The sequence below is a fragment of the Bradyrhizobium huanghuaihaiense genome, from assembly GCF_025200885.1.
GTDB classification, from domain to species: domain Bacteria; phylum Pseudomonadota; class Alphaproteobacteria; order Rhizobiales; family Xanthobacteraceae; genus Bradyrhizobium; species Bradyrhizobium huanghuaihaiense.
Genome location: NZ_CP104172.1, coordinates 3,652,639 through 3,677,566 on the forward strand (window position 1 = coordinate 3,652,639; position 24,928 = coordinate 3,677,566).

Annotated in this window: 30 protein-coding genes and 1 tRNA gene; 13 read left to right on the forward strand and 18 right to left on the reverse strand. The window is 64.2% G+C overall.

Annotated elements, in window-relative coordinates; translation table 11 throughout:
• Window positions 1-276: 276 nt before the first annotated feature.
• Window positions 277-1,233, forward strand: a complete 957-nt coding sequence (locus N2603_RS17275; protein ID WP_260389723.1) for a hypothetical protein — start codon at window positions 277-279, stop codon at window positions 1,231-1,233.
• Window positions 1,234-1,317: 84 nt separating this feature from the next.
• Here N2603_RS17275 and N2603_RS17280 read toward each other — a convergent pair whose 3' ends face one another.
• Both N2603_RS17280 and N2603_RS17285 read right to left on the reverse strand, forming a co-directional pair.
• The gene (locus tag N2603_RS17280; RefSeq protein WP_260389724.1) at window positions 1,318-1,953 is read right to left on the reverse strand and encodes an NAD(P)-dependent oxidoreductase; all 636 of its coding nucleotides are present in this window, start codon (window positions 1,951-1,953) and stop codon (window positions 1,318-1,320) included.
• The gene (locus tag N2603_RS17285; RefSeq protein WP_260389725.1) at window positions 1,950-2,360 is read right to left on the reverse strand and encodes a DoxX family protein; all 411 of its coding nucleotides are present in this window, start codon (window positions 2,358-2,360) and stop codon (window positions 1,950-1,952) included. The genes N2603_RS17280 and N2603_RS17285 overlap by 4 nt, the downstream gene beginning before the upstream one ends.
• Window positions 2,361-2,503: 143 nt before the next feature.
• Here N2603_RS17285 and N2603_RS17290 point away from each other — a divergent pair, with 143 nt between their 5' ends.
• The gene (locus tag N2603_RS17290; protein WP_260389726.1) at window positions 2,504-2,884 is read left to right on the forward strand and encodes a winged helix-turn-helix transcriptional regulator; all 381 of its coding nucleotides are present in this window, start codon (window positions 2,504-2,506) and stop codon (window positions 2,882-2,884) included.
• A gap of 36 nt (window positions 2,885-2,920) precedes the next feature.
• Here the strand turns inward: N2603_RS17290 and N2603_RS17295 are convergent.
• A tRNA-Leu gene (locus N2603_RS17295) sits at window positions 2,921-3,009 on the reverse strand.
• 172 nt (window positions 3,010-3,181) lie between these two features.
• On the opposite strand from N2603_RS17295, the gene N2603_RS17300 reads away from it, so the two are divergent.
• Window positions 3,182-3,610, forward strand: coding sequence for a twin-arginine translocation pathway signal (locus N2603_RS17300; RefSeq protein WP_260389727.1), 429 nt, complete (start codon window positions 3,182-3,184; stop codon window positions 3,608-3,610).
• 13 nt (window positions 3,611-3,623) lie between these two features.
• Here the strand turns inward: N2603_RS17300 and N2603_RS17305 are convergent, their stop codons facing one another.
• The gene (locus N2603_RS17305; RefSeq protein WP_260389728.1) at window positions 3,624-4,826 is read right to left on the reverse strand and encodes an FAD-dependent monooxygenase; all 1,203 of its coding nucleotides are present in this window, start codon (window positions 4,824-4,826) and stop codon (window positions 3,624-3,626) included.
• A 19-nt stretch (window positions 4,827-4,845) separates the two neighbouring features.
• On the reverse strand, window positions 4,846-5,091 hold the full coding sequence (locus tag N2603_RS17310) for a zinc-finger domain-containing protein (protein WP_007602543.1): 246 nt from the start codon (window positions 5,089-5,091) through the stop codon (window positions 4,846-4,848).
• A 308-nt stretch (window positions 5,092-5,399) separates the two neighbouring features.
• On the opposite strand from N2603_RS17310, the gene N2603_RS17315 reads away from it, so the two are divergent.
• On the forward strand, window positions 5,400-6,536 hold the full coding sequence (locus tag N2603_RS17315; protein WP_260389729.1) for a hypothetical protein: 1,137 nt from the start codon (window positions 5,400-5,402) through the stop codon (window positions 6,534-6,536).
• A gap of 164 nt (window positions 6,537-6,700) precedes the next feature.
• A complete protein-coding gene (locus tag N2603_RS17320; RefSeq protein ID WP_260389730.1) occupies window positions 6,701-7,456 on the forward strand; it encodes an alpha/beta fold hydrolase in 756 nt (251 codons plus the stop codon).
• On the opposite strand, the gene N2603_RS17325 is transcribed toward N2603_RS17320, so the two are convergent.
• Complete coding sequence (locus N2603_RS17325; protein WP_260389731.1) at window positions 7,442-8,815, reverse strand: hypothetical protein; 1,374 nt, start codon at window positions 8,813-8,815, stop codon at window positions 7,442-7,444. The genes N2603_RS17320 and N2603_RS17325 overlap by 15 nt on opposite strands.
• A 276-nt stretch (window positions 8,816-9,091) precedes the next feature.
• Here N2603_RS17325 and cysE point away from each other — a divergent pair, with 276 nt between their 5' ends.
• Together cysE and N2603_RS17335 are read left to right on the forward strand one after the other, a co-directional pair.
• The gene (gene cysE / locus N2603_RS17330; protein WP_018647046.1) at window positions 9,092-9,916 is read left to right on the forward strand and encodes a serine O-acetyltransferase; all 825 of its coding nucleotides are present in this window, start codon (window positions 9,092-9,094) and stop codon (window positions 9,914-9,916) included.
• Window positions 9,917-10,039: 123 nt separating this feature from the next.
• Window positions 10,040-10,258: a DUF3126 family protein gene (locus tag N2603_RS17335; protein ID WP_007602550.1), complete on the forward strand. Its 219-nt coding sequence runs from the start codon at window positions 10,040-10,042 to the stop codon at window positions 10,256-10,258.
• Window positions 10,259-10,670: 412 nt separating this feature from the next.
• Here the strand turns inward: N2603_RS17335 and N2603_RS17340 are convergent, their stop codons facing one another.
• Genes N2603_RS17340 through N2603_RS17350 form a run of 3 tightly spaced genes read right to left on the reverse strand, consistent with a single transcriptional unit; the run spans window position 10,671 to window position 14,418 of the window.
• A complete protein-coding gene (locus tag N2603_RS17340) occupies window positions 10,671-11,987 on the reverse strand; it encodes an FAD-dependent oxidoreductase (protein WP_260389732.1) in 1,317 nt (438 codons plus the stop codon).
• Entirely contained in the window at window positions 11,984-12,289 is a 306-nt protein-coding gene (locus tag N2603_RS17345; protein WP_260389733.1) for a ferredoxin family protein, read from the reverse strand. Before N2603_RS17345 ends, N2603_RS17340 begins: the two co-directional genes overlap by 4 nt.
• 2 nt (window positions 12,290-12,291) lie before the next feature.
• Window positions 12,292-14,418 carry a molybdopterin-containing oxidoreductase family protein gene (locus tag N2603_RS17350; RefSeq protein WP_260389734.1) on the reverse strand — a complete coding sequence of 709 codons (2,127 nt, stop codon included), beginning with the start codon at window positions 14,416-14,418 and terminating at the stop codon, window positions 12,292-12,294.
• Between the two features lie 238 nt (window positions 14,419-14,656).
• Here N2603_RS17350 and N2603_RS17355 point away from each other — a divergent pair, with 238 nt between their 5' ends.
• Window positions 14,657-15,511 carry an AraC family transcriptional regulator gene (locus N2603_RS17355; RefSeq protein WP_260389735.1) on the forward strand — a complete coding sequence of 285 codons (855 nt, stop codon included), beginning with the start codon at window positions 14,657-14,659 and terminating at the stop codon, window positions 15,509-15,511.
• A gap of 184 nt (window positions 15,512-15,695) precedes the next feature.
• Here N2603_RS17355 and N2603_RS17360 read toward each other — a convergent pair whose 3' ends face one another.
• From N2603_RS17360 to N2603_RS17385, 6 genes are all read right to left on the reverse strand, one after another.
• Window positions 15,696-16,037 carry a cupin domain-containing protein gene (locus N2603_RS17360; protein ID WP_260389736.1) on the reverse strand — a complete coding sequence of 114 codons (342 nt, stop codon included), beginning with the start codon at window positions 16,035-16,037 and terminating at the stop codon, window positions 15,696-15,698.
• 95 nt (window positions 16,038-16,132) lie between these two features.
• Complete coding sequence (locus tag N2603_RS17365) at window positions 16,133-16,642, reverse strand: methyltransferase family protein (protein WP_260389737.1); 510 nt, start codon at window positions 16,640-16,642, stop codon at window positions 16,133-16,135.
• 365 nt (window positions 16,643-17,007) lie between these two features.
• Complete coding sequence (locus N2603_RS17370; protein ID WP_260424211.1) at window positions 17,008-17,406, reverse strand: VOC family protein; 399 nt, start codon at window positions 17,404-17,406, stop codon at window positions 17,008-17,010.
• A gap of 185 nt (window positions 17,407-17,591) precedes the next feature.
• A complete protein-coding gene (locus N2603_RS17375; protein WP_260389738.1) occupies window positions 17,592-17,987 on the reverse strand; it encodes a PaaI family thioesterase in 396 nt (131 codons plus the stop codon).
• Between the two features lie 84 nt (window positions 17,988-18,071).
• Window positions 18,072-19,133, reverse strand: coding sequence for a tetratricopeptide repeat protein (locus N2603_RS17380; RefSeq protein WP_260389739.1), 1,062 nt, complete (start codon window positions 19,131-19,133; stop codon window positions 18,072-18,074).
• A 296-nt stretch (window positions 19,134-19,429) separates the two neighbouring features.
• A complete protein-coding gene (locus N2603_RS17385; RefSeq protein WP_260389740.1) occupies window positions 19,430-20,137 on the reverse strand; it encodes a hypothetical protein in 708 nt (235 codons plus the stop codon).
• A gap of 225 nt (window positions 20,138-20,362) precedes the next feature.
• Between N2603_RS17385 and N2603_RS17390 the strand changes: the two genes are divergently transcribed.
• Entirely contained in the window at window positions 20,363-20,692 is a 330-nt protein-coding gene (locus tag N2603_RS17390) for a DUF6949 family protein (protein ID WP_018647060.1), read from the forward strand.
• A gap of 81 nt (window positions 20,693-20,773) precedes the next feature.
• On the forward strand, window positions 20,774-21,304 hold the full coding sequence (locus N2603_RS17395; RefSeq protein WP_018647061.1) for a gamma carbonic anhydrase family protein: 531 nt from the start codon (window positions 20,774-20,776) through the stop codon (window positions 21,302-21,304).
• Window positions 21,305-21,306: 2 nt separating this feature from the next.
• Here N2603_RS17395 and N2603_RS17400 read toward each other — a convergent pair whose 3' ends face one another.
• Window positions 21,307-21,471 (reverse strand): hypothetical protein, encoded by a 165-nt coding sequence (locus N2603_RS17400; protein WP_018647062.1) that lies wholly within the window; start codon window positions 21,469-21,471, stop codon window positions 21,307-21,309.
• Between the two features lie 93 nt (window positions 21,472-21,564).
• Between N2603_RS17400 and N2603_RS17405 the strand changes: the two genes are divergently transcribed.
• On the forward strand, window positions 21,565-21,882 hold the full coding sequence (locus tag N2603_RS17405; RefSeq protein ID WP_260389741.1) for a hypothetical protein: 318 nt from the start codon (window positions 21,565-21,567) through the stop codon (window positions 21,880-21,882).
• Window positions 21,883-21,985: 103 nt separating this feature from the next.
• Window positions 21,986-22,351, forward strand: coding sequence for a hypothetical protein (locus tag N2603_RS17410; RefSeq protein ID WP_260389742.1), 366 nt, complete (start codon window positions 21,986-21,988; stop codon window positions 22,349-22,351).
• Between the two features lie 189 nt (window positions 22,352-22,540).
• On the opposite strand, the gene N2603_RS17415 is transcribed toward N2603_RS17410, so the two are convergent.
• Window positions 22,541-23,032: a hypothetical protein gene (locus tag N2603_RS17415; RefSeq protein ID WP_260389743.1), complete on the reverse strand. Its 492-nt coding sequence runs from the start codon at window positions 23,030-23,032 to the stop codon at window positions 22,541-22,543.
• Between the two features lie 196 nt (window positions 23,033-23,228).
• Here N2603_RS17415 and N2603_RS17420 point away from each other — a divergent pair, with 196 nt between their 5' ends.
• Complete coding sequence (locus tag N2603_RS17420; protein WP_260389744.1) at window positions 23,229-24,188, forward strand: arginase family protein; 960 nt, start codon at window positions 23,229-23,231, stop codon at window positions 24,186-24,188.
• Here the strand turns inward: N2603_RS17420 and N2603_RS17425 are convergent, their stop codons facing one another.
• Window positions 24,189-24,926 carry an aspartate/glutamate racemase family protein gene (locus N2603_RS17425; RefSeq protein WP_260389745.1) on the reverse strand — a complete coding sequence of 246 codons (738 nt, stop codon included), beginning with the start codon at window positions 24,924-24,926 and terminating at the stop codon, window positions 24,189-24,191.
• Window positions 24,927-24,928: the final 2 nt, after the last annotated feature.

Consider the following 24,928-nt stretch of genomic DNA (forward strand, 5'->3'; position numbering starts at 1 on the left):
TTAGCGTTTCCCTTGAAGCCTGGGGCGACGGCGGCAGACATCGTTTGCTTTAGGGGAAGACGGTCTAAGGTCGAGTAAAGGCCGGTTGTCGCGGGCGGGTTCCGCAAGGCGACGGGCGAGTTGGTAAACGAATGGTTTGCGCGACGGGCGTGGCCGCGGTCCTGCTTCGGGATCCAGTGGCGAGCCTGGGTTCGTCTGAACGGCGCAGTGATACCACCCAAGGTGGCAAGGTTCTTGCTACGGTAACCTTCGCTCGACTGCCTGCGGAGAACCGTGATGCTCTCTACGCAACGTTCGCTCGCGACGGCCCAGCTTGGCCGCAACAGTTTTGAGGAGATATTCGAATCCCGGACGCCGTTGCGCGAGGCCGCCCTGGAGTCATTTCGCCGCAGGAACGCGGTCCTCGACGGAATCTTCTACGACATCGGCAAGGTGACCCATGAGGAGGCGCGCGAGACGGCCCCTTGGCTGGCGCGCGAGGGCGCCATCCTGATCGTCCCGCCATCCGGCGCCGGAACGCTCAAGCTCTGCAACACCGTGGAAGACTTCGCCAATGCCGGCGGCGCCGATGTCCGCATCCTGGCGGTGGCGGGTGTCGGCAGTTCGGCGCTGGGGGCGGCGGCCTTCGCGCGGAATGTCGCCGACGCGTTTGGCGTCGCGGTCGCGGCCGTGGTGTCGGGCTATGGGCTTGCCGACCTCATGACCGAGGCGCTCGGCGGCTGGTTCTGGTTCGGCACCCTCAATCGCCTGCGCCATCAGTTCGAGGAGCTCGACGACATGAGCAGGGCGCTCAACCGTCCGGAGACCCTGAGCCCGCCGACGTCACCGATCGAGCTCGGTCGCATCAGCCTGGATACAAGGACGGTCATGGCCTTGCTGAGCGATGGCCGCTTCAGCTTCTCGCTGGTGACCGGCCACTCCAAGGGCAACCTCGTGATCTCGGAAGCGCTGTACGAGCTGAAGGAAACACCGGCGGTCGAACAGGCCATTCCCGCCGACAAGTTCTGGATCGTCACGGTATCCGCGGCAGTCGCGATGCCGCCCCGATACAGAAAGATCATCGACGTGATGGGCACGATCGATGGCTTCGGCGCGCTCAACTCGACGCCGGGAATCTCGATCGAGAAGACGTGCCCGTTCCGCTGGCACCACACCAACACGGATTTGCCGTTTCACCTGCCCGTGACGAAGGTCTTCAGGGAGCTTCAGGTCGAGCGGAATGTTGCCGTCTGAGCATGCCGGGACTCGAAGTCGCACCGCGACGGAAGCAATGCGATTGCAGGCGCCGCATCCGCCATCGCTCGTCCCGTCGGCAACCTATTTCGTACTGATCCCCGGCGCTTGATGGATATAACGGCGCTCGGTGATCTGATCGAACATGAATCTGGCAAGGTCTTCGCGGTTGACGGCCAGCGAATGTCTGGAAACGCCATACAGGCCTACGTTGAGATGGCCAATCGCGGGATCATTCCGCAAGAAAGCCACACGGACCATCGTCCAATCCAACCCTGATGCTCGTATGACCTTTGCGAGCGCAAGGATGTCGTTATAGCAGCTGCGCATCAAGTACTTGATGAGTGTCGCGGGAAGCCTGATCTTCCAGTCAAATCGATCTCCGGGATCGACAGCCGTCCCGGTTGATATGGCAATGAGGCGTTGCACATGCACCTGCTTCATCGCTGAAATAATTGCTTCCGTGGCCCGAGTGATCGGCAAGTCTTTCGGATGGCGCAGTTTCGTCGGCCCAAGCGCTGATACGACGGCGTCTGATCCGCTGACGGCTTCCCGCAAAAGAGCATTGTCGGTCAGCTCACCCCGAACGATCTTCACCTTGGCGTTCTCAAAAGAGCTGCTTGACCGCGCAAAGACCGTGACGTCGATTCCACGCTTCAAAGCCTCGTCGATCAAGTATTTTCCTGTCGTTCCGGTGGCACCAAACAGGGTGACTTTCATGCTGCACCTCGTGCGACCATGTTCGCCGCTTCCTGGAGATAAGGCGACGGAACTTGGCGAGCGGCGTTCCGCGTGACGAAGGACGTGGCCAATAGGATGAGACCCACCACGGCTGGCATGGCGGCGCTGGGCTTCCGGTCAGCGATGTGCGCCAGGAACGCCAGCAGCAGGTGGTAGAACATCCCTGCATAGGCGAGGTCGCTAAGCGCCACGTTGAAGCGCAACAGGATTGCGGCCGTGCCCAAAATCTTCGCGGTGATCAACAAGGGAACGAGGTAGGACGGATAGCCAAGCTCGCCGAGGGCCTTGCGTACCCAATCTCCCTTGGTGAGGTACATGAAGGCGGAGGTCAGATAGAGCAGGGACAAAAGCGCCGTGCTGATCCAGTAGATGTAGATTGGAGTCATGAGTTGTCGCTGATCGCCGTTGGAGCAGCAATCTCTCTTTCATCTTGCTTGTGTGGATACGCGCTTGCACTTGCACGCTGTCTGCAGGGAAGATGTAGAATAGGACTGATATTCGCAAGTAGGATGAATAACTTGCAGTAAGTATGGAAGAGCAGACTATGGCCGGCAAAGAGGTCAACATGCACGAGGAAATGCGGCGCGCATTCGCGCTGCTCTCAGGCAAGTGGAAGCTGGAGATCATGTGGCTGCTCAATCAGCGGGTCTATCGCTTCGGGGAGCTGCGCAAAGCAATCCCCGGCATCACCCAGCACATGCTAACGGCGCAACTCCGCGAACTCGAAGCAGACGGTCTGATATCGCGCACCGTGTTCGCAGAAGTACCGCTCCGGGTTGAGTACAAGATTACTGAAAAAGCCCGTGGACTTGGGCCCGCGATGGAAGCGCTCACGGCTTGGTGGAAAAAGTACGGTCGAAGTCTGCCGCGAAAACCAACTTCACGCGGCCGGAAAGCCAAAGGCGGCTAGGAGCCGAGGTGCGAGCCTCGCGGCCAAACAGCCTGATGGTGCGGGCAGCCGGGGTCGAACCGGCACAGCGCTTGCGCGCCGAGGGATTTTAAGTCCCTTGCGTCTACCAATTCCGCCATGCCCGCTTGATCCAACGAGATCAAACACTTAAGTCCACCTGCGGCCGTCTGGAATTGGTGTCTTGCCGGCCCGGCGGGTGTCCTTCCTTAAGCGAGCCGGGCGCACAAGGCAAAGCCTCAATCCGGACATCTGTTGCTGCTTTAGGCATTCTCAATCCACGGGGACTATTCATCAGGCATGGCTGCTTCGCTTTCCGCTTCCCTGCGCTGTTGCGGCGCGCTTCTCGTGCTGCTCGCGGGCGGCGCGGTCCTGGCCGGCTGCGCCGGCATCAGCGAGACGGTGGCGCCGGCCTTTGCCGATCCCGCCAGGTACGAATTGTACGATTGCAAGCAGCTCGAGACCGAGCGCAAGGGGCTCGCCGCTCGCACGGCCGATTTGCAGAGACTGATGGACAAGGCGCAGACCGGGGCCGGCGGGGCTGTCGTGTCCGAGCTCGCCTATCGCAACGACTATGTCGCGGTGCGCGGACAGGCGCAGCTTGCCGAAGACGCCTGGCGTCGCAACAGGTGCCGGGAGACGCCGCCCGATGCAAAGCCGACGGCCTCGACTCCGCAGCCGCCGGTGATCAAGCCCGCGCCGACGAGATCCGGCAGCGCCGCGCGCTGAGACTCCATCGGCCTCAGGGCCGCCAGCCGTAGATCCAGTCCTGCCGCGCCAGCATGCGGTCCGGGCCGAGCGCGCGGATCGCAAGATCGCGCGCGATCGCAAGCGGCCCGCTGAAATGATAGATGCGGCCCTGCTGCCGCGCGGTCCGCTGCACCCGCCGCACGCGGGCCTGGCGCGCGGCGCCATATTGTTTGAGTGCGGCGGTGATGCCTGCGGTGCTCTCGGCTACCTCGAGGCTCAAAAGCCGCGCGAGCACGGCGGCATCCTCGATCGCCATGCCGGCGCCTTGCGCGGCGAAGGGCAGCATCGCATGCACGGCGTCGCCGAGCAGCGCGACCGGGCCTTTGCTCCAGGGACAGCCGTCGGGCACGCCGAACAGCGCCCATTTCCGCCAGCCGTCGACCGCGGATAGCATCATCCGCGCCGCCGGCGGCCAGCGCGGCGCGGCGAACGCGTCCATCACCTCGCGCGGTTCGCCGGGCGTGCTCCAGCCCGGCCTGTTCCAGGTGCCCGGCAGCACCGCGACCACGTTGATCTGGCGTCCGCCTGCGATCGGATAGGCGACGAGATGAGCGTTCGACCCCATCCAGAGCTGCACCCGCCGGGCGGTGTAGTCCTTCGGCAGCTGCGTGGCATCGAACGTGCCGCGCCAGGCGATCAGCCCGGAGAAGCGCGGCTGCACCTCGGGAAACAGATGCTGGCGTACCGTCGACCAGATGCCGTCGGCGCCGATCAGGGCGCTGGCGAGATCGCTGCGGCGGATGGTGCCGCTGCGGTGGACCACGGTCAGTCCCTTGGCATGAGGCGCGACGTCCTCGAAGGTTGCCCCTAGCTTCAGGTCGATATCGGGATGGTCGGCGACCGCGCCGGCCAGCGCGGATTGCAGATCGGCACGATGCACCACCCAATAGGGGGCGCCGGCGCGCAGCGAGGCTGCTTCGCCGAGCGGCATGCGCAGCAGCTCGCCGCCGGCCCGCGCGCTCATGATCGAGACCGCCTCGGGAACGACGGCGCGCAGCTTGAGGCGCTCAGTGAGGTCGAGCTCGACCAGCACGCGGCTGGCATTGGGGGAGAGCTGCAGGCCGGCGCCGACTTCCTCGAGGCGCTCGGCCTTTTCAAGCACGACGATGCGGAAACCGCGGGCGGCCAGCGCAAGCGCCGCCGTCAGTCCGCCGATGCCGGCACCGGCGATGACAATCGTTCGGGAGAGCGCCACCCCTGACCGATGGACGCGGTCAGGCCACCTTGTCCTTCAGGACGCATTCCGGCGGGCGGGCTTCGCCCGCCTTCAGGTCGGCCGCAAAGCGGTACAGCGTCGAGCAGTAAGGGCAGATGATCTCGTTGTCGTTGCCGAGGTCGAGAAAGACGTGCGGATGATCGAACGGAGGGTTGGCGCCAACGCACATGAACTCTTGCGAGCCGATCTCGATGACGGGGACACCGGCATCGTTATGGAAGTGCGGGACGACATGGTCGGACATCGTAGTTCATCCTGGAGTGGCAGTGGCGGCAGACACAATCAACGCTGACGCGGGTATCTTTTGAGACGCGCGGACCATACTGGGGGGTACGGATGATTGCTAGTCCAGTGGAACCGAAAGGTTGCAACTGCCCCATGCTCATTTGCTCATCCAAATTCGACACAATCTTGTCGCTCCAGAGAAGCCCTTCTTTCGTCGGGGACGTTGTGTCGCAATTTTGGCATACTATGTCTGTGAACGCGCGCAATTTGAGACGAAAGACGAATCATCGGGCGCTGGCGATCTTGGGACCCTCCGGGCTTTTCCGCATGAAATGGCTGCGAATCAGCACAGCGTTGACCGGTATTGCGGCTTGCAGCCTTTTGCTCGCGCAGGTAGCGCCGCGTGCCCGCGACGCCGGTGCGATCCTCGCCGCCCAGGACGATCCGCACCTGCTCTCCGAGCTCAGGCTCGACGCGCTGCTGCGGCAGAACGACCGATTGGTCCAGGACAACATCGAGGCCGCGCTCGCAACGGGCGATGCCGATCTCGCCGACAGTTTCGTGGCGCTGGCGCGGGACCGTAACATCGCGCTTCCGGACGACCTCCTCAATCGCGTGAGCGATGCGGTCAGGGCGGAGAACTCCACTTCCCATTTCGCAAAACGTTTCGCCACCGGCCTCGTCACCGGCAACGCCGACGATGTCGCGAGCCTGTCCGGAACCGTTGCGGGCGATCTCTTCGTGATCGGCGACGTCAGGGACGTCGTGCGCGAAGGCAAGCATCTGGCGATGGGCGAGGAGACCGACCGTCTGGTGCTGGGCCTTGCGACCGCTGGCCTTGCTGTGACGGCGGCAACCTACGTCTCCGTCGGCGGCGCAGCGCCAGTGCGGGCCGGGCTGACGCTGGTGAAGGATGCGCGGAAGGTCGGACGGCTGGGCGAAGGGCTAGCTGCATGGGCCGGCCGTTCCGCACGCGAAATCGTCGACACCCCGATGCTTCAGAACGCGGTCGCCAAGGGTTCCGTGTTCCGTCCAGGCGAAACCGTGAGCGCGATCCGGGCCGCGTTCCGTGCCGAGAAGGCGGGCGCGCTGGTCCGGCTCGGCAAGGACGTCACGCGCGTGGCCGGGAAGACCGGCACGCGCGGTGCCATGGACACGCTGCGGATTGCCGAAGGCCCCAAGGACGTCGCGCGCGCGGCGCGGCTGGCCGAAGCGCAAGGCAGCAAGACCCGTGCGATCATGAAGCTGCTCGGGCGCGGCGCGCTGCTGCTCGTCGGCGGCGTGTTCGATCTGGCGATGTGGCTGTTTGGCGCGGTCTTGACGCTGTTCGGCCTGTTGTCATCGATCAAGGCCACCACCGAACGCCTGACCCAGGCCTGGTGCGATCGGAAACGTGCGCGGCGGCTCCGCCGTGCCCAGATCGCCGCCGAAGCCGCTCTGGCGGATGCGGCCCTTAAGGCCTAAAGCGCGACGAGATTGAGGTCATTCGTCGACCCACCTGGGCTATTGTTTGGGCATGATCTCCGCGCAAGCGCGTTCCGCGTTTGCCGCGAGGAAAAACCGCTGCACACTTTTCCGGATCATGCTCTAAGATCGCTTGTCCCCCCTCAAGACCTCTGGAACTGATGATGCCGAGCTTTCACAACGGCGCCGTTGAAATTGCCTATCTCGACGAAGGCGAGGGCGATCCGATCATCCTGGTGCACGGCTTTGCCTCGAGCAAGAACGTGAACTGGGTCTATCCGACCTGGGTCTCGGAGCTGCGCAAGAACGGCCGCCGCGTCATTGCGCTGGACAATCGCGGCCATGGCGACAGCGCAAAGCTCTACGAGCCGGCGCAGTACTCGATCCCGACCATGGCCGGCGACGTGCTGGCGCTGATGGATCATCTCGCCATCCCGCAGGCCGACATCATGGGCTACTCCATGGGCGGACGGATGACGGCCTGGCTCGGCCTCAACGAGCCGCAGCGCCTGCGCTCGGCGATCCTCGGCGGCATCGGCATCGGCGGCCTGATCGAGGGCACCGGTCCCGGCGAGAACGTGGCGAAGGCGCTCGAAGTGCCCTCGCTCGACGACGTCAGCGATCCCGTCGGCCGCACGTTTCGTGCGTTCGCCGATCAGACCCGGTCCGACCGCAAGGCGCTCGCCGCGTGCCTGCGCGGCACGCGCGATCTCATGACGAGGCAGGAGGCCGCGCGGATCGACGTGCCCGTGCTGATCGCGGTCGGCTCCACCGACGACGTCGCGGGATCCGCCAGCGCGCTCGGCGCCATCATCCCCGGTTCGGAAGTGCTCGACATCCCGGGGCGCGATCACATGCGGGCGGTCGGCGACAAGGTCTACAAGACCGGCGTGCTGGACTTCCTCTCACGCCGCGGCTGAGGGTTCGTCCGCCGGCTCGGGGCCCAAGCGACGCGACAGCGCCATCAGCACCACGAAGGTCGCGACCCAGGCCATCCGCGCGCCGTAACGGTCGTGCGGGCCGGAGATGACGGCGCAGATGAAGGCGTTGCCGAGCAGCGCCAGCGTCACGGTCCCCGCCAGCAGCGTCAGGTCGTCGAGCCGGCGGTTCGCGAGCCCATGCGCGAGCAGTACGACCAGCGCCAGCATCGAGGCCAGCGCGACGGGGACATGCAGCCAGTTGATGTAGTCGAAATCGACGCTCCAGTGCTGCTGGCGCGCGGCGCGCATCGGCGCGACCTGCGCGGGGATGTAGCGCTCGATGATCCCATAGGTGTGCGGGATCCAGCCATTGGTGCCTTCGCCGGTCGCCACATGCAGCAATTGCTGGCCCATCGCGCGCAAGGCCGCGCCGGCCTGCCAGGCCGGATAGTCGGCGAGCGAATGCACGACGATGTAGCCCATCTCGTCGTTCATGCCTTCGAAACGGCCGAGCGTGTTGAACATGCTCTTGCCCCACAGGAACTCGTCGGCGGTCGCCGGCAATTGGTTGCGATAGGGGCAGAGCTTGAAGTTTTCACGCGGGCAATGGTCGTTGAGGAAGCGCGTGACGATGCCGTCCTGCATCATGCGGCCGAAGGCGACGCCGTAGCCGCCGGGCGTCCAGGCCCATTTCCCCGACAGCGCGTGGTTCGCCGAGACCAGCATCAGCCCGCCCGCGACGATGGTCATGCTCGCCTGCGCCAGTCCTGCGCGCGGAAGCCGGCCGCCCACGAACGGCCGCACCATCCAGCCCGCGACGCAGAGGCCGAGCAGCACGCCGAGCGTGGCGCTGTGGGTTGCGGCGGCAAAGGCGGTGAAGCCGAACAGCGAGATCTTTTCGAGCGTCGATGTCCGTTTCCCGCCGATGACCAGCAGGAACAGCGACAGGATCGAGAGCCCGGCGAAGATGTCCGTGAGCAGCATGCTGGCGAGCCAGGGCAGCGCCGTCGACACCATCAGGAGCAGGCTGATCGCGACGAAGCGGGGCGTCTGCATCAGGCCGAGCACGCGCAAGGTGAGTTGCAACAGCCACAGCGCGGCCAGCGACTGGACCGCGAGGTTGATCCAGAAGCCGAAGCCTTCGCCATAGTGCAGATAGAGGCCGAACACGGTGGACCGGCTGGGGACGAGATAGCCTTCGTACCAACGCGCCAGATAGCCGCCGGTATCCCATTGCAACAGCGGATAGCCGTTCCAGAACGCCGGCGCGATCATCAGGAGGGGCAGGGTGACGGCCGCCAGCCGCAGCCAAAGCGATCCCGCGGCGCCTACGCGCAATTGTTCGGTGGTGATGCTCAAAACCGCTCCGTCGTCGTCCGGACCCTGCCCGCAATAAGGCTTGGGAGAGAATTCACCAATAGTTTGACGCGCCCCGGCTTGAATTTGGCAAAACCCTGACCACTTTGAGCCAACCTTGTCGCCTGGGGGCGCCAGAATAAATCGTTGTGTTTCAAGGCGTTGGCATGCTTTCGCGGGGCAAGGTGCTGTTCACTCTCAGGCAAGCCGGTCAGGACTTTGTCGTCTAGACTGTGCTATAGAGCCCGCAAAACGAGCCAATTCGAAAGAGCAAATCCCATGGCAGTGCATCAGGTCAATCCGGGAGGAAAGCTCGCCTCGCTCGATCCGATCTGGGACCGGATCCGGGGCGAAGCGGAGGACATCGTCCATCGCGAACCCGAGCTTGCGACCTTCATCTACTCGACGGTGCTGCATCACAGCCGTCTCGAGGATTCGGTGATCCACCGTCTCGCCGACCGGCTCGATCACTCCGCGCTGTCGGGCGATCTCGTGCGCCAGACCTATGACGAGGCGCTGCGCGACGATCCCGATCTCGGCAACGCCTTCCGCGCCGATCTCGTCGCCGTCTACGATCGCGATCCCGCCACCTCGCGCTTCATCGATCCCTTGCTCTACTTCAAGGGCTTCCACGCGATCCAGACCCATCGCCTGGCGCACTGGCTCTGGCTGAAGGGCCGCAAGGACTTTGCGTATTATCTCCAGAGCCGCGCCTCGGCGGTGTTCCAGACCGACATCAATCCGGCCGCGCGCATCGGCCGCGGCATCTTCCTCGATCACGCCACCGGCTTCGTCTGCGGCGAGACGGCTGTCATCGAGGACGACGTCTCGATCCTGCACGGCGTCACGCTCGGCGGCACCGGCAAGGAGAACGAGGACCGCCATCCCAAGATTCGCCACGGCGTGCTGATCGGCGCGGGTGCAAAAATTCTCGGCAACATCGAGATCGGCCATTGCGCGCGCATCGCAGCGGGCTCGGTCGTGGTCAAGCCGGTGCCGCACAACGTCACGGTCGCGGGCGTGCCGGCCAAGATCGTCGGCGAAGCCGGCTGCGCCGAGCCGTCGCGCACCATGGATCAGATGATCAACGCGATGGGGCTTTGATCTCGCGAGTTAAGGGCCGGATTCTCCGGCCCTTGCCGTCCCCAAATTCTTTGGCAATTCATGCTGGCGGTTCGTCGCGTCTCGTCCTAAAACCCGCCGACCAATTTCGATCGGAGACTTGCCGTGGACGTCAAAGAAGTCAGAAAGCTGGACGCGTATCTGAAGCGCGTATTCGGCAATCCCAAGATCCGCGTCGTGCCGCGGCCGAAGAAGGATGATTCCGCCGAGGTCTATATCGGCGAGGAATTCATCGGCGTGCTCTTCGTCGACGACGAGGACGATGATCGCTCGTTCCAGTTCCAGATGGCGATCCTCGAGGACGATCTCGTCGATCAGGAATAGGTGTTGTTACGCCGTCGTCGCGGGCGAAGCGGAATCTCCGCCGCGCGCGGCGTTCTCTCGTGTCCTGGACGCACTGCAGCGCTCGATAGCGCGTCGAAGACGCGCGTAAACGCGCTTACGGCGTTGCAGTGCAGAGCCGGGACCCAGACGCCACACAGCGCATCTCTGCAACATGGGCCCCGGCTCAGCAGCGCACCGTCCAAGGGACGCTGCGCTGCGTCCGGGGCACGCATCGAAGATCGAGGTGCGCTCTCACCCCATCGTCATTGCGAGCGAAGCGAAGCAATCCAGGAATTTTTCCGCTGAGGGATTCTGGATTGTTACGCGGAGCCTGTCATCGGGCCGCGCTCTGCGCGGACCCGTTGGCTCGCAATGACACCGTTTAGCTTCGCAGTCCGTGCACGGTTCTCCGTCACGCGCCCACCGCCGCGAGCATGTCGGGGATCGTGACGAATTTCTCCCGCGGCTTGCCGAGCGCGGCTCCCTTGCATTTCTCGGCCGCATCGATCGTCATCCAGTCCGGATAGCTCACGATCCGTGCAACGCGGTTGACCAGGCGCGAAAGCAATGCCTCGGGCGTGTCCGAACGCGTCCGCCGGTGGACGAGATCGGCCAGGACGGCCTCTGCGGTGGCGATCCCGCAGCCGCGATTGGTGCCGATCGTGCCGCTCGGCCCACGCTTGCTCCATCCGCAGACATAGAGCCCCTCGATCACCGAACCACCGTTCGCGACGCGTCCATCCATGTTGGCATGGACGCCGCGATCGTCATCGTAGGGAACGCCGGCGACAGGCGTCGTTCGTCTGCCGACGCTGCTGAAGACGAGGCCGCAAGCGATGTCCTCGACAGCGCCTGACCGCTGCCTGAATGAGACTGTTTCGACCCGGCCGAGACCCTTGATCGCGACGGGCGACAGCCCAAAGCGAACGAGACAGCGCCGCGGCTTGGTCAGGGTATGCTGCGAGAATCCGCGCAGCAGCGACAACTTTTCGATCAGCTCCGGATCTCCGGGATTCTGCGGCTCGAATTCGGCCGGCGCGACGTCGCGGCCGTCGACAGCCGTGACGCATGCGCCGAGTTCGAGGAAGTCGCGCAATTCCTTCGCGCTGAATTTCGCCTGGGCCGGCCCACCGCGGCCGACGATGGAGATCTCCCGAATCCGGCTCTCCGCCAGAACCTCGAGCGCATGGTGCGCGATGTCGGTCTGGCGCAGCTCGTCGGCCGTCTTGGCGAGGATGCGTGCGACGTCGAGCGCGACATTGCCATGACCGATGACGATCGCAGCCTCATGGTCGAGATCGAACTGGAGGTCGCGGAATTCCGGGTGACCGTTGTACCACGCGACGAAATCACCTGCGCTGTGGCTCCCGGGCAGAGCTTCGCCCGAAATGCCGAGAGGCCTGCTCAGTTCGGCGCCCGTCGCGAGGACAACGGCGTCATAGGCCTCGCGGAGCTCGTCGATCGTGACGTCGTCTCCGACCTTGATGCCGCCGATGAACCGGAATCCGGGCATGGCGGCGATCCTGTCGAAAGCCATCGTGACCTGCTTGAGCTTCGGATGATCGGGGGCAACGCCGAACCGCACCAGCCCATACGGCACCGGAAGCCGTTCGAACATGTCGACGGTCACGGCTGCGCCCGAGCGCAACAGGGCCTCGGTCGTGTAGAAGCCGCTCGGTCCGCTGCCGACGACGGCGATGCGGGGTTCGTTCGCAGCAGAAGCCGTCATCGGCCCAGTGCCAGCTTGCGCTCGTCGGCGCCCGGCAGCGGCGCCAGACGTGCGCTCAGCACCGGAGTCTCAGCCGCGCGTTTCCGGTTGACGTCGATCCAGAACTTCTTGTCGGCGGCCAGGCGATAGTCCGGCTCGATCGCACCGACCGGGCAGGCCGGTGCGCAGCCGCCGCAGTCGATGCAGTTTTCCGGATCGATATAGGTCATGGCGTCGTCGACGTGAAAGCACTCCACCGGGCAGACCGTGACGCATTCGGTGTATCGGCAGCCGCGGCAATTGTCGGTCACCACATATGTCATCGTCAGGCCCCGCTGACCTGAACGAGGATGTCGGAGAATGTCGGCGCGCGGCCGAGGTCGGCGAAGGCGGGCGGCGTCAGCACGTGAACCGTCGCGCCTCTACGGTTGGACCGCTGCCAATAGCCGGATGGTGCCACCACGACGCCCGGCATGATGTCCGGCGAAACGGTGGCGAACGCCTCGAACGAGCCGCGATCGTTGAAGACGCGGATGGGGGCGCCCGCGACGATCCCGCGCTTTGCCGCATCGTCCGGGTTGAGCAGCACCGCCTGCTCCTCGCCGGCCTGCGCGGTCTGGGCCGGCAGGTTGCCGTAGTTGGAATTCAGGAAGGCGTGGCTCTTCGGCGAGATCAGGCTGAGCGGATATCGCGTTGCCAGTGCGGGCGCGGTGCGCGCATTCTCGTTCGGCGGGATGTAGTGGGGCAGGGGATCGACCGGCGCGCCATCCTGGTCGCCGTTGTAGCCCTGGCGGAACAGCGGCACCACGAAGTTGCCGCCGCCGGCGATCGTCGACTTGAACTCGCACTTTCCGGACGCGGTCGGAAAATTGCCCTCGCGATGCGGCGCCCAGTCGGCCGGCGCCGGCATGTTGAGGCGCACATAGCCCTTGGTCTTGACGTCGTCGAGCGTGATGCCTGATAGCACCGGGCTCGTCCAGTCCAGCGAGTTCTCGATGATCTCGTCGTCGCTGCGGAAGAAGGACGGATCCGTGACGCCCATTGCGCGCGCGAGGCGGCGGAAGAGCTCGGTGTTGGCGACGGCTTCGCCGAGCGGCGCGATCGCCTGGTTGTTGTAGGACAGGTAAAGATGTCCCCAGGAGAACATGATGTCCTTCTGCTCGAGCTGGGTGGTCGCGGGCAGGACGATGTCGGCATATCTGGCGGTGTCGGTCAGGAAGTGCTCGCTGACGACGGTGAAGAGGTCTTCGCGCTCCAACCCCTTTTCGAGCTTGCCCTGCTCGGTCACCATCGCCATCGGATTGGCGTTGTAGACGAACAGCGCCTTGATCGGCGGGTCGAAGCCGAGCTCGCCTGTGAGCGCCGCTCCGAGACGCCAGGAATTGAGGACGCGCATCGTCTCCGGCTGCAGATCGGGACGCATCAAGACGTCCCATCGGACCGGGAATGCCCAGATCGGAAGCTGGAGCAGGCCGCCGCCGACATGCTTCCAGGCGCCGATCAATCCAGGCAGACAGGCGATCGCGCGCACGGTCTGGCCGCCGCCGGCATGACGTTCGACCGCCACGCCAATGCGCACGACGGCGGGCGGCGTGGTCGCAAATTCCCTGGCCAGCTTGATGATGTCGCTGGCGGGAATGCCGGTTTCCTGCGCCGCGAATTCGGGGGTATAGCTCGACGCCCGTTCCGCCAGCTCGTCATAGCCGACGGTGTATTTGTCGACATAGTCGCGATCGACCAGGTTCTCCTTGATGATGACGTGGATCATCGCCAGCGCGAGCGCGGCGTCGGTGCCGGGCCGGATCGGGATGTGCCAGTCGGCGAGGCGCGCGGTGCGGGTGCGGACGGGATCGATCACCACGAGCTTGGCGCCGGCCTTCTTCGCCTGCTCGATGAACGGCCAGTGATGCGAGTTCGTGCTCAGCGTGTTGCAGGCCCACAGGATGATGTATTTCGAATGCACGAAGCTTTCAGGGTCGACGCCCGGCGTGTGCCCGATCGTCATCATGTAGGCCGTGCACGAGGCAGAGTCGCAGAACGTGCGCTCGAGCACCGTCGCGCCGAGCTTGTTGAAGAGGGGATCCCCGACGTTGAGCCCGTTGATGATGCCCTGCGTGCCCAGATAGCTGTAGGGCAGGATCGCCTGCGCCCCGTGCTCGGCGATCACGGATTTCCAGCGCGCCGCGATGGTCGCCAGGGCTTCGTCCCAGGAGATCCGTTGAAACTGCCTGGAGCCTTTCGGGCCGACCCGCTTCAGCGGATGGAGAACGCGCTCGTCGCTGTAGACGCGCTCCTCGTAGTTGTTGACCTTGACGCAGAGCCGTCCGCGCGTGAACGGATGATCGGGATTGCCGCGGACGGCGATCGCCTTGCCATCCTCGACCGTGGTCAGGATGGAACAGGTGTCCGGGCAATCGTGGGGGCACGCGCCGATGACCGTGGTCCGGGCCATGGATCTCTCCGTCTCCTGATTCAAGACGGCCGAGAATGCGGCGGCAGGCTGCGGTCTGGCTTTTCAAAATGTGCGGTGTTGTTGTCCCGGACTGCTCGCGGCCCGTGGACGGCCGGCCGGATGTCTGGCATGCTAATTGCTGGACCCGGCAATACCTCTTTACCCACATCGCGCTATCTGGCGGAGATTCACGATGGGTATGCTTGGCAACTCTGTCGATAAATATGTTACCGGCAGAATGCTTCAGACGTCCAATGACCGGCGATGGGGTCATCTCCTTGCCGAGCGCTGGAGCCATGAGCCGGGCGATCTGCCGCCGCAATTGCCGCGCGACACCGAGATCGCGATCCTGCTGCGCGGCAACTCCGTCGTCGACCGGGAAGGCGCGGGCATGCGGCAGCGCACCTTCGGCAGGAAGGGCACCGTGTGGCTTTGTCCGGCGGGCATCCGCGAGGATTTCATCCGCGTCGAGAACCAGATGCAGGAATGCCTGCATATCTTCCTTCCCGGACAGCCGTTCGACGACACCATGCTCAGGGATCTCGACATCGATCCGTCGGGAATGTCGATCCGCTACGAGAGTATCGACCGCGATAGCTTCATCGAGCACGTCGCGGAACGGATCCTTGCCGAGCTCGAGCAGGAGACATCGACCGGTCGCCTCCTGGTCGAGAGCCTTGGACGCGCCTTGTCGGCCCATCTGGTGCACAGCTATTCGGCCACGTCAGTCCGGCTGAAGCAGTCCTATGCCGTCCAGAAGCCGCTCGACGCCAGGCGCTTGTCGCGCGTGACCGAGTTCATCGACGCGTCCGTCGAGCAAGATGTCACGGTGAAGGATCTGGCATCGGTGGCGTGCATGAGCCCGGCGCATTTCTCCCGCAGCTTCAAGGCCGCGACCGGAGCTGCGCCGCATGAATATGTCAGCCGTCAGCGTCTGGATCTCGCCAAGCGGCTCCTGTCCACCAGCGACCGTCCGCTGGTCGACATCGCCTATGCCGCGGGATTTTCATCGCAGGCCAATTTCAACCGCGCCTTCCGCAAGGCAGTCGGGACGACGCCGAGCCTGTATCGGGCGCAGAAGGGTCGGGACTAGGACGTGTGCCGACTAACGCGCAGATGTCGGGCTTTGGGTCGAAGCAGAAATCATATGCTCGACCTGAGTCTTATCGCTTGTGACCCAAAGCGGTCCTCATCCGCGGCGGTGCATCACCGTGCGCGAATGCAGACCAATAGACTGGTCGATCTCCCCACTCGGCGGATCCGATTGCGACAAGCGCTCACTCGAAATGGACAGCGAGCCAGACCGTTGGCTGTTGCGGCTCCGTCCACTCGACGCGATGGCGTTTCCTTGCAGGGATGAAGACGTAATCCCCCACGCCCAGCGATCGCGCGGCAAACTCATGTTCGAACTGCAATGTGGCGCGCCCTTTCAGCACGATCACCCACTCGTTCCACGCCTGATCATACCAGAAGCCCGGCGGACTAGTTTGCCCCTGCGATATGATGCGCTCGATCTTCAAGCCAGGCCGCGCGAGGATTTCGCTGAACGCCTCATCCCCCATGTTGGCGGCCGAAACATCCGCCACATCCGCGAATAGATTGCCTAGCTGGATTGTCATCGGTATTCCCACGCCTTTCCAGAGCCGAATTACCTACAAGCCCACGTAGCGCCCCATTCAGGTCCGTTCAACGGGGCACTCGCACTCGCGGTCGATCAGGACAACGCCGACGTAGAGCCGGGCAAGCGTGGCAACCAGCGCGACACGTTGGCGCAATAGGTGTCGTACTCCGCTCCAAATGTCCTACGCAGCGTCGGCTCCTCATAAGCCAGAACGAAGGTGTGGAAGCCGATCCACAGTAGCGCGCCGTAGACCAGAAGCCTTGCGTTTCCGAGGATCAGCCCTTGGCCAAGTACAATCGCCACCAGGGCAAGATAGATCGGATTGCGGACATAACGATTGGGACCGGTGATCACCAAATGTTGCGTTGGTGCGACCGGCGCTGGCGTGCCGCCGCCTTGCAGCGCAAATCGTGTGAAGGTTTCGACCAACACCGGAATGCCGAGCAGGATCAGAACCACGCCGAACCATCGGACAAGCTGGAGATCGAAGAACGGCGCTTGCAGGCGCCATTGCGAAATCCACCACGGCAGGACACCGGCGACCGTCGTGGGGGCAATCAGAAAAAAGACCGCCGACCCCAGAGCTGCCGAGCTTCTGGTCATGATGTTGCTCCGGCCTCACAAATCCCAGCGTGCACCCGCGATAGCGACGCGGTCGCGAAACGCCGGCCTCATCGTAGCAGCCGGCGATTGGGGCGACTAGGATTGACTGGCCCGGGTCACACTGGTCACGACCGCTTCCGGCCCTTGGCGTCGAACCTCAATCCTCATCTTGGCGTCAGCTCTTTGGCGTAGACCGGCCCTGGTCATGGTCCCGGCTGATCGACGAGAATGCCCCCGAACAGACATTGCATGCGTGCGCCCATTTGATCGAACGCGGAGAAGTGCGGCTAGTCTCGGGGACTGCAATCGACGGGCGCCCATGACGTGATCGATCGATACGCAGCAAAATCATCTCGACTTGTCGCTCATCGAGATCCAAACCGCTGTTTGGCAGCGTCGGTAACGGGAGTATACAAGCTGACCAGCGTGCCCTCGGGGTCGCGGAATTGAACTGCGCGATTGCCCCACGGCAAATTCTTCGGTTCGTGAACGACTTCGACTTGGCCCTTCAACCGCGCAAACTCGGCATCAACGTTCGTCACTTGAAATTCGATGATTGCCGTACGGTTGGCGGCGGGTTCGGCGCTTCCTTCCTTGAAGAGAGCGACAGTCTCCGCGCTTCCGACGGCGACTGCGGCTGTTGGCGTCACGATCTCAGCGAAGACCGGCGCGAGCCAATCGGCCCTCTTGCCTGTTACCTCTTCGTAGAAGCCCACCACGGCTTTGATGTCGCGGGCGATCAGACGTATTGAGGCGAATCTCATAAACCCAGTTCCTTCTGAATGTTTCAGCGCTTCCGTCGAGCAGTATCGCCCCACTGCTGACAGCATGCTGTCAGCAGCCTCCTGCTTCACGGCGTTGACGTTTTTGCCCCCCGCCTTCGGAGGAGCCTTTCGTCCGGCAGCGGTCGCTGTGCCTTTGCCATTGGTTGCGCCTGCGGCTTCGAGACCTACTTCTTTGCGAGAATGCGTAGCTTCGCAGTGGCGTCGGCGACCGTCACCCCGGCTGCATCGACGAGGTCGGCCTGCACGACCATGTCGCGATCCGTCCGTTCGACGACGTGTGCGCGCGCCGTGATCGGCCCGACACCGGCTGGTTTGAGGAAGCGTGTATCGAGGCTCTTGGTCACCGCGGTCTGATCGGGCGGGAGCGCCGCGAGCGCGCAAATCCCGGTGGCGGAGTCCAGCATTGCCGCAAGGAATCCGCCCTGGATCGTGCCATGCCTGTTGGTGAACGCGGGCTGGGCCTGGAAGCGGATCAGCGCATGACCGCTCTCGTCAAAGCCAAGCCATTCGCGCCCCAACAGTTGGGCGCCAGGTGGAAGATTTTCCGCCGCATCTGTCACGTCGGTCACCGCGCTTGATGTGTCGGCGACGAGCCTGTCAGCCGGTCCATGTCGTGCAAGCGAGACGGCGCGCCAAAGGCAAGGTCACAGACCGCTCACCGTCTTCGTGACGCGCTCAATTGCCTTTTGGCCATCCGGATCGGACGGGGCCAATTCGGAGAACCGTTTGAGATCTGCCAACGCGCGTTGCGGATCGTTCTTCCGTTCCCATGATATGCCGCGGTTATAGAATGCGATCGCGTAGTTTGGATTGAGCCGGATCGCCTGGTTCAAATCCTCGATGGCGCGATCGTATTCGCCTTTGGCGTTATGGGCGCCGCCGCGGTTGTTGAATGCATCGAAGTGGCCCGGATCAAGTCGGATCGCCTGGTTGAAATCTTCAATGGCGCGGTCGAATTCGCATTTGGCGTTATAGGTGTTGCCGCGGTTGTTGAACGCGCTTGCGTAGTTCGGATTGAGGCGGATCGCCTGGCTGTAATCCTCGATGGCGTGGTCGTATAGGCCTTTCTGCTTGTAGGCGATGCCGCGGTTGTAGAACATATCCGCGCGGTTCGGGTTGAGCCGGATTGCCTGGTTGAAGTCCTCGATAGCGCGGTCGTGTTCGCCTTCGGCGTCATAGACGGTGCCGCGGTTGTAGAACGCGTCTGCCTGTTTCGGATTGAGCCGGATCGCCTGGCTGTAGTCCTCGATGGCGTGATCCCGTTGGCCTTTGTTGCTATAGGTATTGCCGCGGTTGTTGAACGCGTGTGCGTAGTTCGGATTGAGCCGGATCGATTGGTCATAGTCCTCGATGGCGCGGTCGTACTGGCCCTTATTGAAATAGGCGTTGCCGTGGTTGAAGAACGCCAATGCGTAGTTCGGATCGAGCCCGATCGCTTGGTTGCAATCCGCAATGGCTTTGTCGCTTTCGTGCTTTCCGTTCCACTCGGAGCAACGATTGTTGAGGAGGGCGGCAAGCTGATGACCGCCATATTGACCGGAATCGATCGCCCGTGTGCACGCGGCGATGGCCTCGTCGCCAGATGCCTTTCCACATGTATGAACATCGTCGGCCGCGGCTGGCGTCGCCGCCAACCAGAAGGCTAGAGCCGCCAGCGCGGACAAGGCGACAGCCAGAGCCAGCAGCAACAGCCTCAACGTCGACATCGGAAACCCCGGGACAATTCGCCCTATTTGTCGTCATTCCCAAGCATGAGGTTCAGGGCCCGCTGACGAACCCCCGCTCCCCCTTCGGTCCGCACAACGACGTCGTAGGTTGATTGATCCGACCCGATCGCCCCATGATGACATCATAGCCCTGTTTTGCCCGACGGATCAACTTTGATTCGAAAAATACGAAGTCGTGCCCGAGGCCTGGCTACTGTGCATGGGGTTGTTTTCGATGTTTTTTGTCGGGGAGCTCCAGCCCATCCCCGCAAGCAGATCTCGCAGTGGGGCCGCGCTCAGCTCTTCGGCCCGCGCAATTGCGCCGTCAGCTTCTCCATCGCCTCGGCCACCTCGCGCCACTGCGACAGCCAGCTGCGCGGAAAGCGGAAGGTGAGGTCGGCGCCGCCGACGCGGCGCTCGGAGAGGCACATGCCGGGGGTTGCCGCATCGCGCGTGCATCGCGCAGTCAGCGCGGGGCTTGCGGCGGAGTAGAGATCCTCGCTGCCGTAAGGCGTGTCGGACCGGAACATCCGCATCGTCAGTCCGTCCTCGGGCTGGATCGCGGCCTGGTCGAGATAGCGCGGATAGATCGTGGCGGTTCGCTGCTCGGGCGAGAGCGCATCGTGATGGGCTGCGATCGACAGGAAGATGCGGTCGATCGATTGCACCGCCGTCTCCACCGTGTCGGCGGTGACGTGCTTGGGCGCGCCGGGCGACTCCAGCGAGGGATAGAGGAAGTCGAGATCGATGCGCTCCTGTGGCCCGGAGTGCCGCTGGATCTTCATCCGGATCGCAGCCACCGGCAGGTTGAACAATGTGCCGCCGACGCTGACCGGCAGCTTGTCCGGGGCGCTGGCGCCGCCGGCCCCCCAGGTCGGCCACAACAAATAGGCGACCAGCGCGACCGCACCAAGCGCGGCAGCGCCGCCGAGCACGATCGGGACGACATGCGCCCAAGTGCGCGTCCTGGAGGACCTGAGGGAAGCTGCCGAAAACACCGTCATGATGCGCGCGCGTAAAGACCCGAAGTCGGCCGATGGCCGACGAATCAGCGGCGAATATGCCATGCGGCGGCGAATTCGCTTAGGCCTTGCCGGCCGCGGGGAAGGGAGGAGGGCCCTGCGCGGATCGACCGGCGCCGTTAACCTTCTCTTAAGGATAATGTAGCGTTAACCAGCACGATTTGTCACAGGAAGGCTTCGGCGTTGCGTAAGTGCGGACAGTTTCCGATGACACCTGAAGCTCTCAATTCCTTCTTCTCGATCTGCATCGGTTTCGCGCTCGCCGGCGCCCTCGTGAACGGGTACCAGGCGGTCGCGCAGCGGCCCGCCGGCTTCGGCCTGTTGCAGGACGGCGTGGCGCCGAAGACCTTCGCGGCGGTGCCGTTCCTGGTGTTCGCCGCCCCCTTCATCATCATGCGCAACACGCTGCGCGGCATGCAGGTGGAAAGCCGCCGCGTCGAGTTCGTGATGATGGCGACCGTCATCGCCGGCTTCTGGAGCATGATGAGCGGCACCTTCTTCCTGATGACGTTGCGCGCCGCCGGCGTCCTGACCTGAGGCCAGGCTCGTAGGCCGCGCGGCCCTTTGCGTCGGGGCCGCCGTTTCGCTATGGCTGGGTCAACCTGACAGGAGACCTTGATGGCGATCTACGAGCTCGATGGGCAGGCGCCCGAACTTCCCGCCGACGGCAATTACTTCATCGCGGAGACCGCGACCGTGATCGGCCGCGTGCGCCTGAAGCCGGGGGCGAGCGTCTGGTTCGGCGCGGTGCTGCGCGGCGACAACGAGTGGATCGAGATCGGCGAGGGCGCCAACGTGCAGGACGGCTCGACCTGCCACACCGATCTCGGCTTTCCGCTGGTCATCGGCAGGAACTGCACCGTCGGCCACAACGTCATCCTGCACGGCTGCACCATCGAGGAGGGCGCGCTGATCGGCATGGGCTCGATCGTGATGAACGGCGCGAAGATCGGCCGCAACAGCATCGTCGGCGCCGGTTCCGTCATCACCGAGGGCAAGGAGTTTGCCGAACGCTCGCTGATCATCGGCTCGCCCGCGCGCGTGATCCGCACGCTCGACGACGCCCAGGTGCAGAGAATGGGAAGCGCGGCGAAGTTCTACGTCGCCAACGGCCCGCGTTTCAAGAAGGGCCTGAAGCGGATCGGCTGAGCTCAGCCTCCCTCGGATTCACGCGCTTCGATCGCGCCTGCAACCTTCTCGTGGCCGGCGGCCCAGAGCGCATGCTCGTCGCTGCCGTCCGTATATGGATTGGCTTCCGCCGGGATATTTTCGCGCGCGGCGCGCTCGCCCTCTGCAAAGGGATCGCGATCGGTCATCGTGATGGGCCTCCTCGCTTTCAAGCCGATGTGACGGCATTGGTTCCGGAACGGGTCCTGGTCGGGACCGTTGACGGATAAAGGAGCACCCCAATGGCCCCACCGCGCGCAAACGCTGCAATGAAGACGTTGGTCTTGATCTTCGCCTTAGCGGCGATGCCGGCCGTATCCTTCGCGCAAGCGACCGGCGGCTCTTCCGGATCGACCGGCACTTCCTCGGGACCGGCCGGAGGTGTTGCCAACGCGCCGGCGCCGCCGCCCGGCACCAACAGCCTGGGGACGGCGCAATCGTCGGGCCCAGGCTCCGGAGTGACCACCGGCTCCGGCACCGGTGGCGCTGCCGACGCCACCGTCAACGCCGAGAACCGGCAGCTCGACAAGAAGATGAAGAGCATCTGTCGCGGCTGCTGATGCTCGCGTGGAAGTGAGACAGTGTGGCTGTCCGGATTGCCCCGACGACGCTAGCTTGATCCCCGCTTGAAGCGTGGAGCGTGTCCACGCGGAGGATCGAGTGATGTTACGGAAGACGATGATGGCGGCGCTGGCCGTCGCGGCGGTCGGACTGTCGATGCCGCAGGAGGCCCAGGCGGGGGGCGGTTTTGGACATGGCGGCGGCTTTCATGGTGGTGGCGGCTGGGGCCATGGCGGTCACGGCCATTGGCACGGTGGCGGCTTCTGGCCCGGTGTGGCGATCGGCGCAGGCCTCGCAGGCGCCGGCTATTACGGCGCCTATTACGGCTATGGCTCCCCCTATTACGGCAATCCCTATTATTACGGTACCGGCTATGACGATGGCGGTTACGGCGGCTGCTACGTCGTACGCAAGCGCGTGATGACGCCTTCGGGGTGGCGATACCGTCGCGTCGACGTCTGCGAATGAGGGTGGAAGATCTGCCGGCCCACTAAAAAACAAGGCCGTTGACGCAGTATACCGTCAACGACCTTGCCAGCCCCGGATATTGAAATCGGCTCACGCCATCCGGTGACGGCCAGCATCGCGCGGAATCATACGGGCGAATGTGATCCAGTTCACAAGTGGAGAAATTAAAGCCGCCGGCGAAAGGGCAATTCAGCCGCGCGAGCGCTTGCGCGCGCTGGCATGACGGTAGCGCGCCGGTTTCCTGCGGGTAACCGAGGGCGTCTCGGCCTCGGTGGCGCGGGCGCTGGCGAAGGACTGGCGCAAGCCGTCGATGGATTCGTTCAGGGTCGTCACCTGCTCCGACAGGCGCTTGGTATCGGCCTGCTGGGCCGCGAGCAGCCGCTTCACGGTCTGGAGCTGGTCCTGCACGACCTGGAGCTGGTCGATCGATTCCTGCTGGGTCGCCTCCAATCCCTTGGTCTTCTCGACCAGCTGCTCGGAGGCCTGGGCGGTGCGGGCCTGCAGCTGCCGCGATGCCACCACCCGGTCGGTCTCCGGCGCTGAGCCGGTATAGGCACGCCAGATCGCGATCGAAGTCACGCCGGCGATCAGCAAGAAAAGGGCGACGGCGGTCAGCGCGATGGGCTGGGCGCCAAGCCGAAGCAGGGGGGTGGACCGTGTGTCCTCCACGAGATCGATCATCGCTGACAAAACCCAAATTGAAACTTGGTGAGTGGCGAAGACCGGTAGCCAGAAAGGGCGACCGGGATGTCCCGAAAGTGTTACTATTCGGCAACAATTGGGACCAAAAAGAGGCTAGGGGCCAAAAAAGGTATGGACAGGGCCCTTGGCGCTTCCCTGTGCGGAACTGTTCGGGGAGGGATGCACTTCCCGGTTCATGTCGATGGACAACAAGCGGCAAGGCCGCACCTTCCTCGATGTCCCCGCAGCCGGACAACAGGCATTGTCCGGCGCCGATATCGTGATCTTCGGCGCAGCCGAGGCGACGCCGCACTTGCCGGGCCAGGCCAGCCATGCTGCCCGAGCTCCTTCTGCCCTTCGCGACAGCGCACGATCGATCGCGTCAGATCCGTTGCGGTGGGATTTCGATCAGGAGGGGCCTCTGCTCTTGCCCGGATTGCGCGCGGTCGATCTTGGCGATCTCGCGACCAGCCCGGCAACCCCGTCGGAGAACCGTGCATTGATCACCGCCACAACGGCCTCGATCGTAAAGGCGTACGCCGTGCCTGTGCTGCTGGGCGGTGACGATTCCGTCCCGATTCCCTTCTTCGCCGCTTTCGAGCCCTGCGGTCCCGTCACCATCCTGCAGATCGACGCACATCTCGACTGGCGTGACGAGCGTGGTGGTCTCAAGCACACGTTCTCGAGCACGATGCGCCGCGCCAGCGAAATGCCGTGGGTGGAGCGGATCATCCAGGTCGGGCAACGCGGCGTGGGCGGCTCGCACGCCGGTGATCTTGCTGACGCGCGCGCATGGGGTGTGCACTTGTTCGACGCCGCATCGGTGCGGCGGCATGGCGTGCAGCCGATCGTCGAGCAGATCGTGCCGGGCAGCCGCTGTATCGTCACGCTCGACTGCGATGGCCTCGATCCCGGCGTGATCCCCGCGGTGCTCGTTCCTCAGCCCGGCGGCCTCGGCTATCTCGACATCGTCGAGCTGCTGCATGGCGTGGCCGGGCGCGCGCGGATCGTGGGCTTTGACCTCGTGGAACTGGTGCCCGATGCTGATGTGAGGGGCCTTGGCGTCCTCGCGGCATCCCGTATCCTCTGCGTCGCCCTGGGATGCATCGGACGTCAGCAGTTGGCGTCAAGGGAACGCCGCCCGGCAGCGAGGTGACTAGGCTTCGGGCTGGAACGGTGAGAACGGCCCGGAATAGGTCTTCGGACGCGGCGGTGCGTAGGGCCCTAGCCGCGACGTTGTCAGCCCCAGCCGCACCAGCGACTCCGCCAGCGTCACCGCGGCGGCGACGCCGTCGACCACGGGCAGGCCGTGGGTTGCGGCAAGTTCAGTGGCGAGATCGGCCATGCCGGCGCAGCCGAGCACGATGGCCTCGGCACGATCGTCACGGATGGCGGCGGCGATCTCCGCCGAGATCTTGCCGAGCGCGTCGGTGTTGCGCTCCTCGAGCGCCAGCACCGGGACCTCGGCGGCACGGACGCGGGCGCAGCGCTCGGCGAGGCCGTACTTCTTCAGATTATGCTCGATCGGCACGATGGAGACGCCGAGCGTCGTCACCACGGCGAAGCGCGCGGCGATCAGGCTCGCCATGTGGAAGCCGGCCTCACCGATGCCGATCACCGGCGCTTTCGCGGCGGCGCGCGCGGCATCGAGGCCGGTGTCGTCGAAGCAGGCGATGATGTGGGCATCGGCACCGTCGCGATCAGCTTCCCGGACGCAGCCGAGCATGCCGGGGACCGCAAAAGCCTCGTCGTAAAAGCCCTCGATCGAGACCGGGCCCATCGCGGGCTGGCGCGCATCGATGACCGTGCCGGGCAGGGCGACGCTGCGCGCCGCGGCGGCGATCTTCGCCGTCATCGACGCCGTTGTGTTGGGATTGACGACGTGAAGCCGCATCG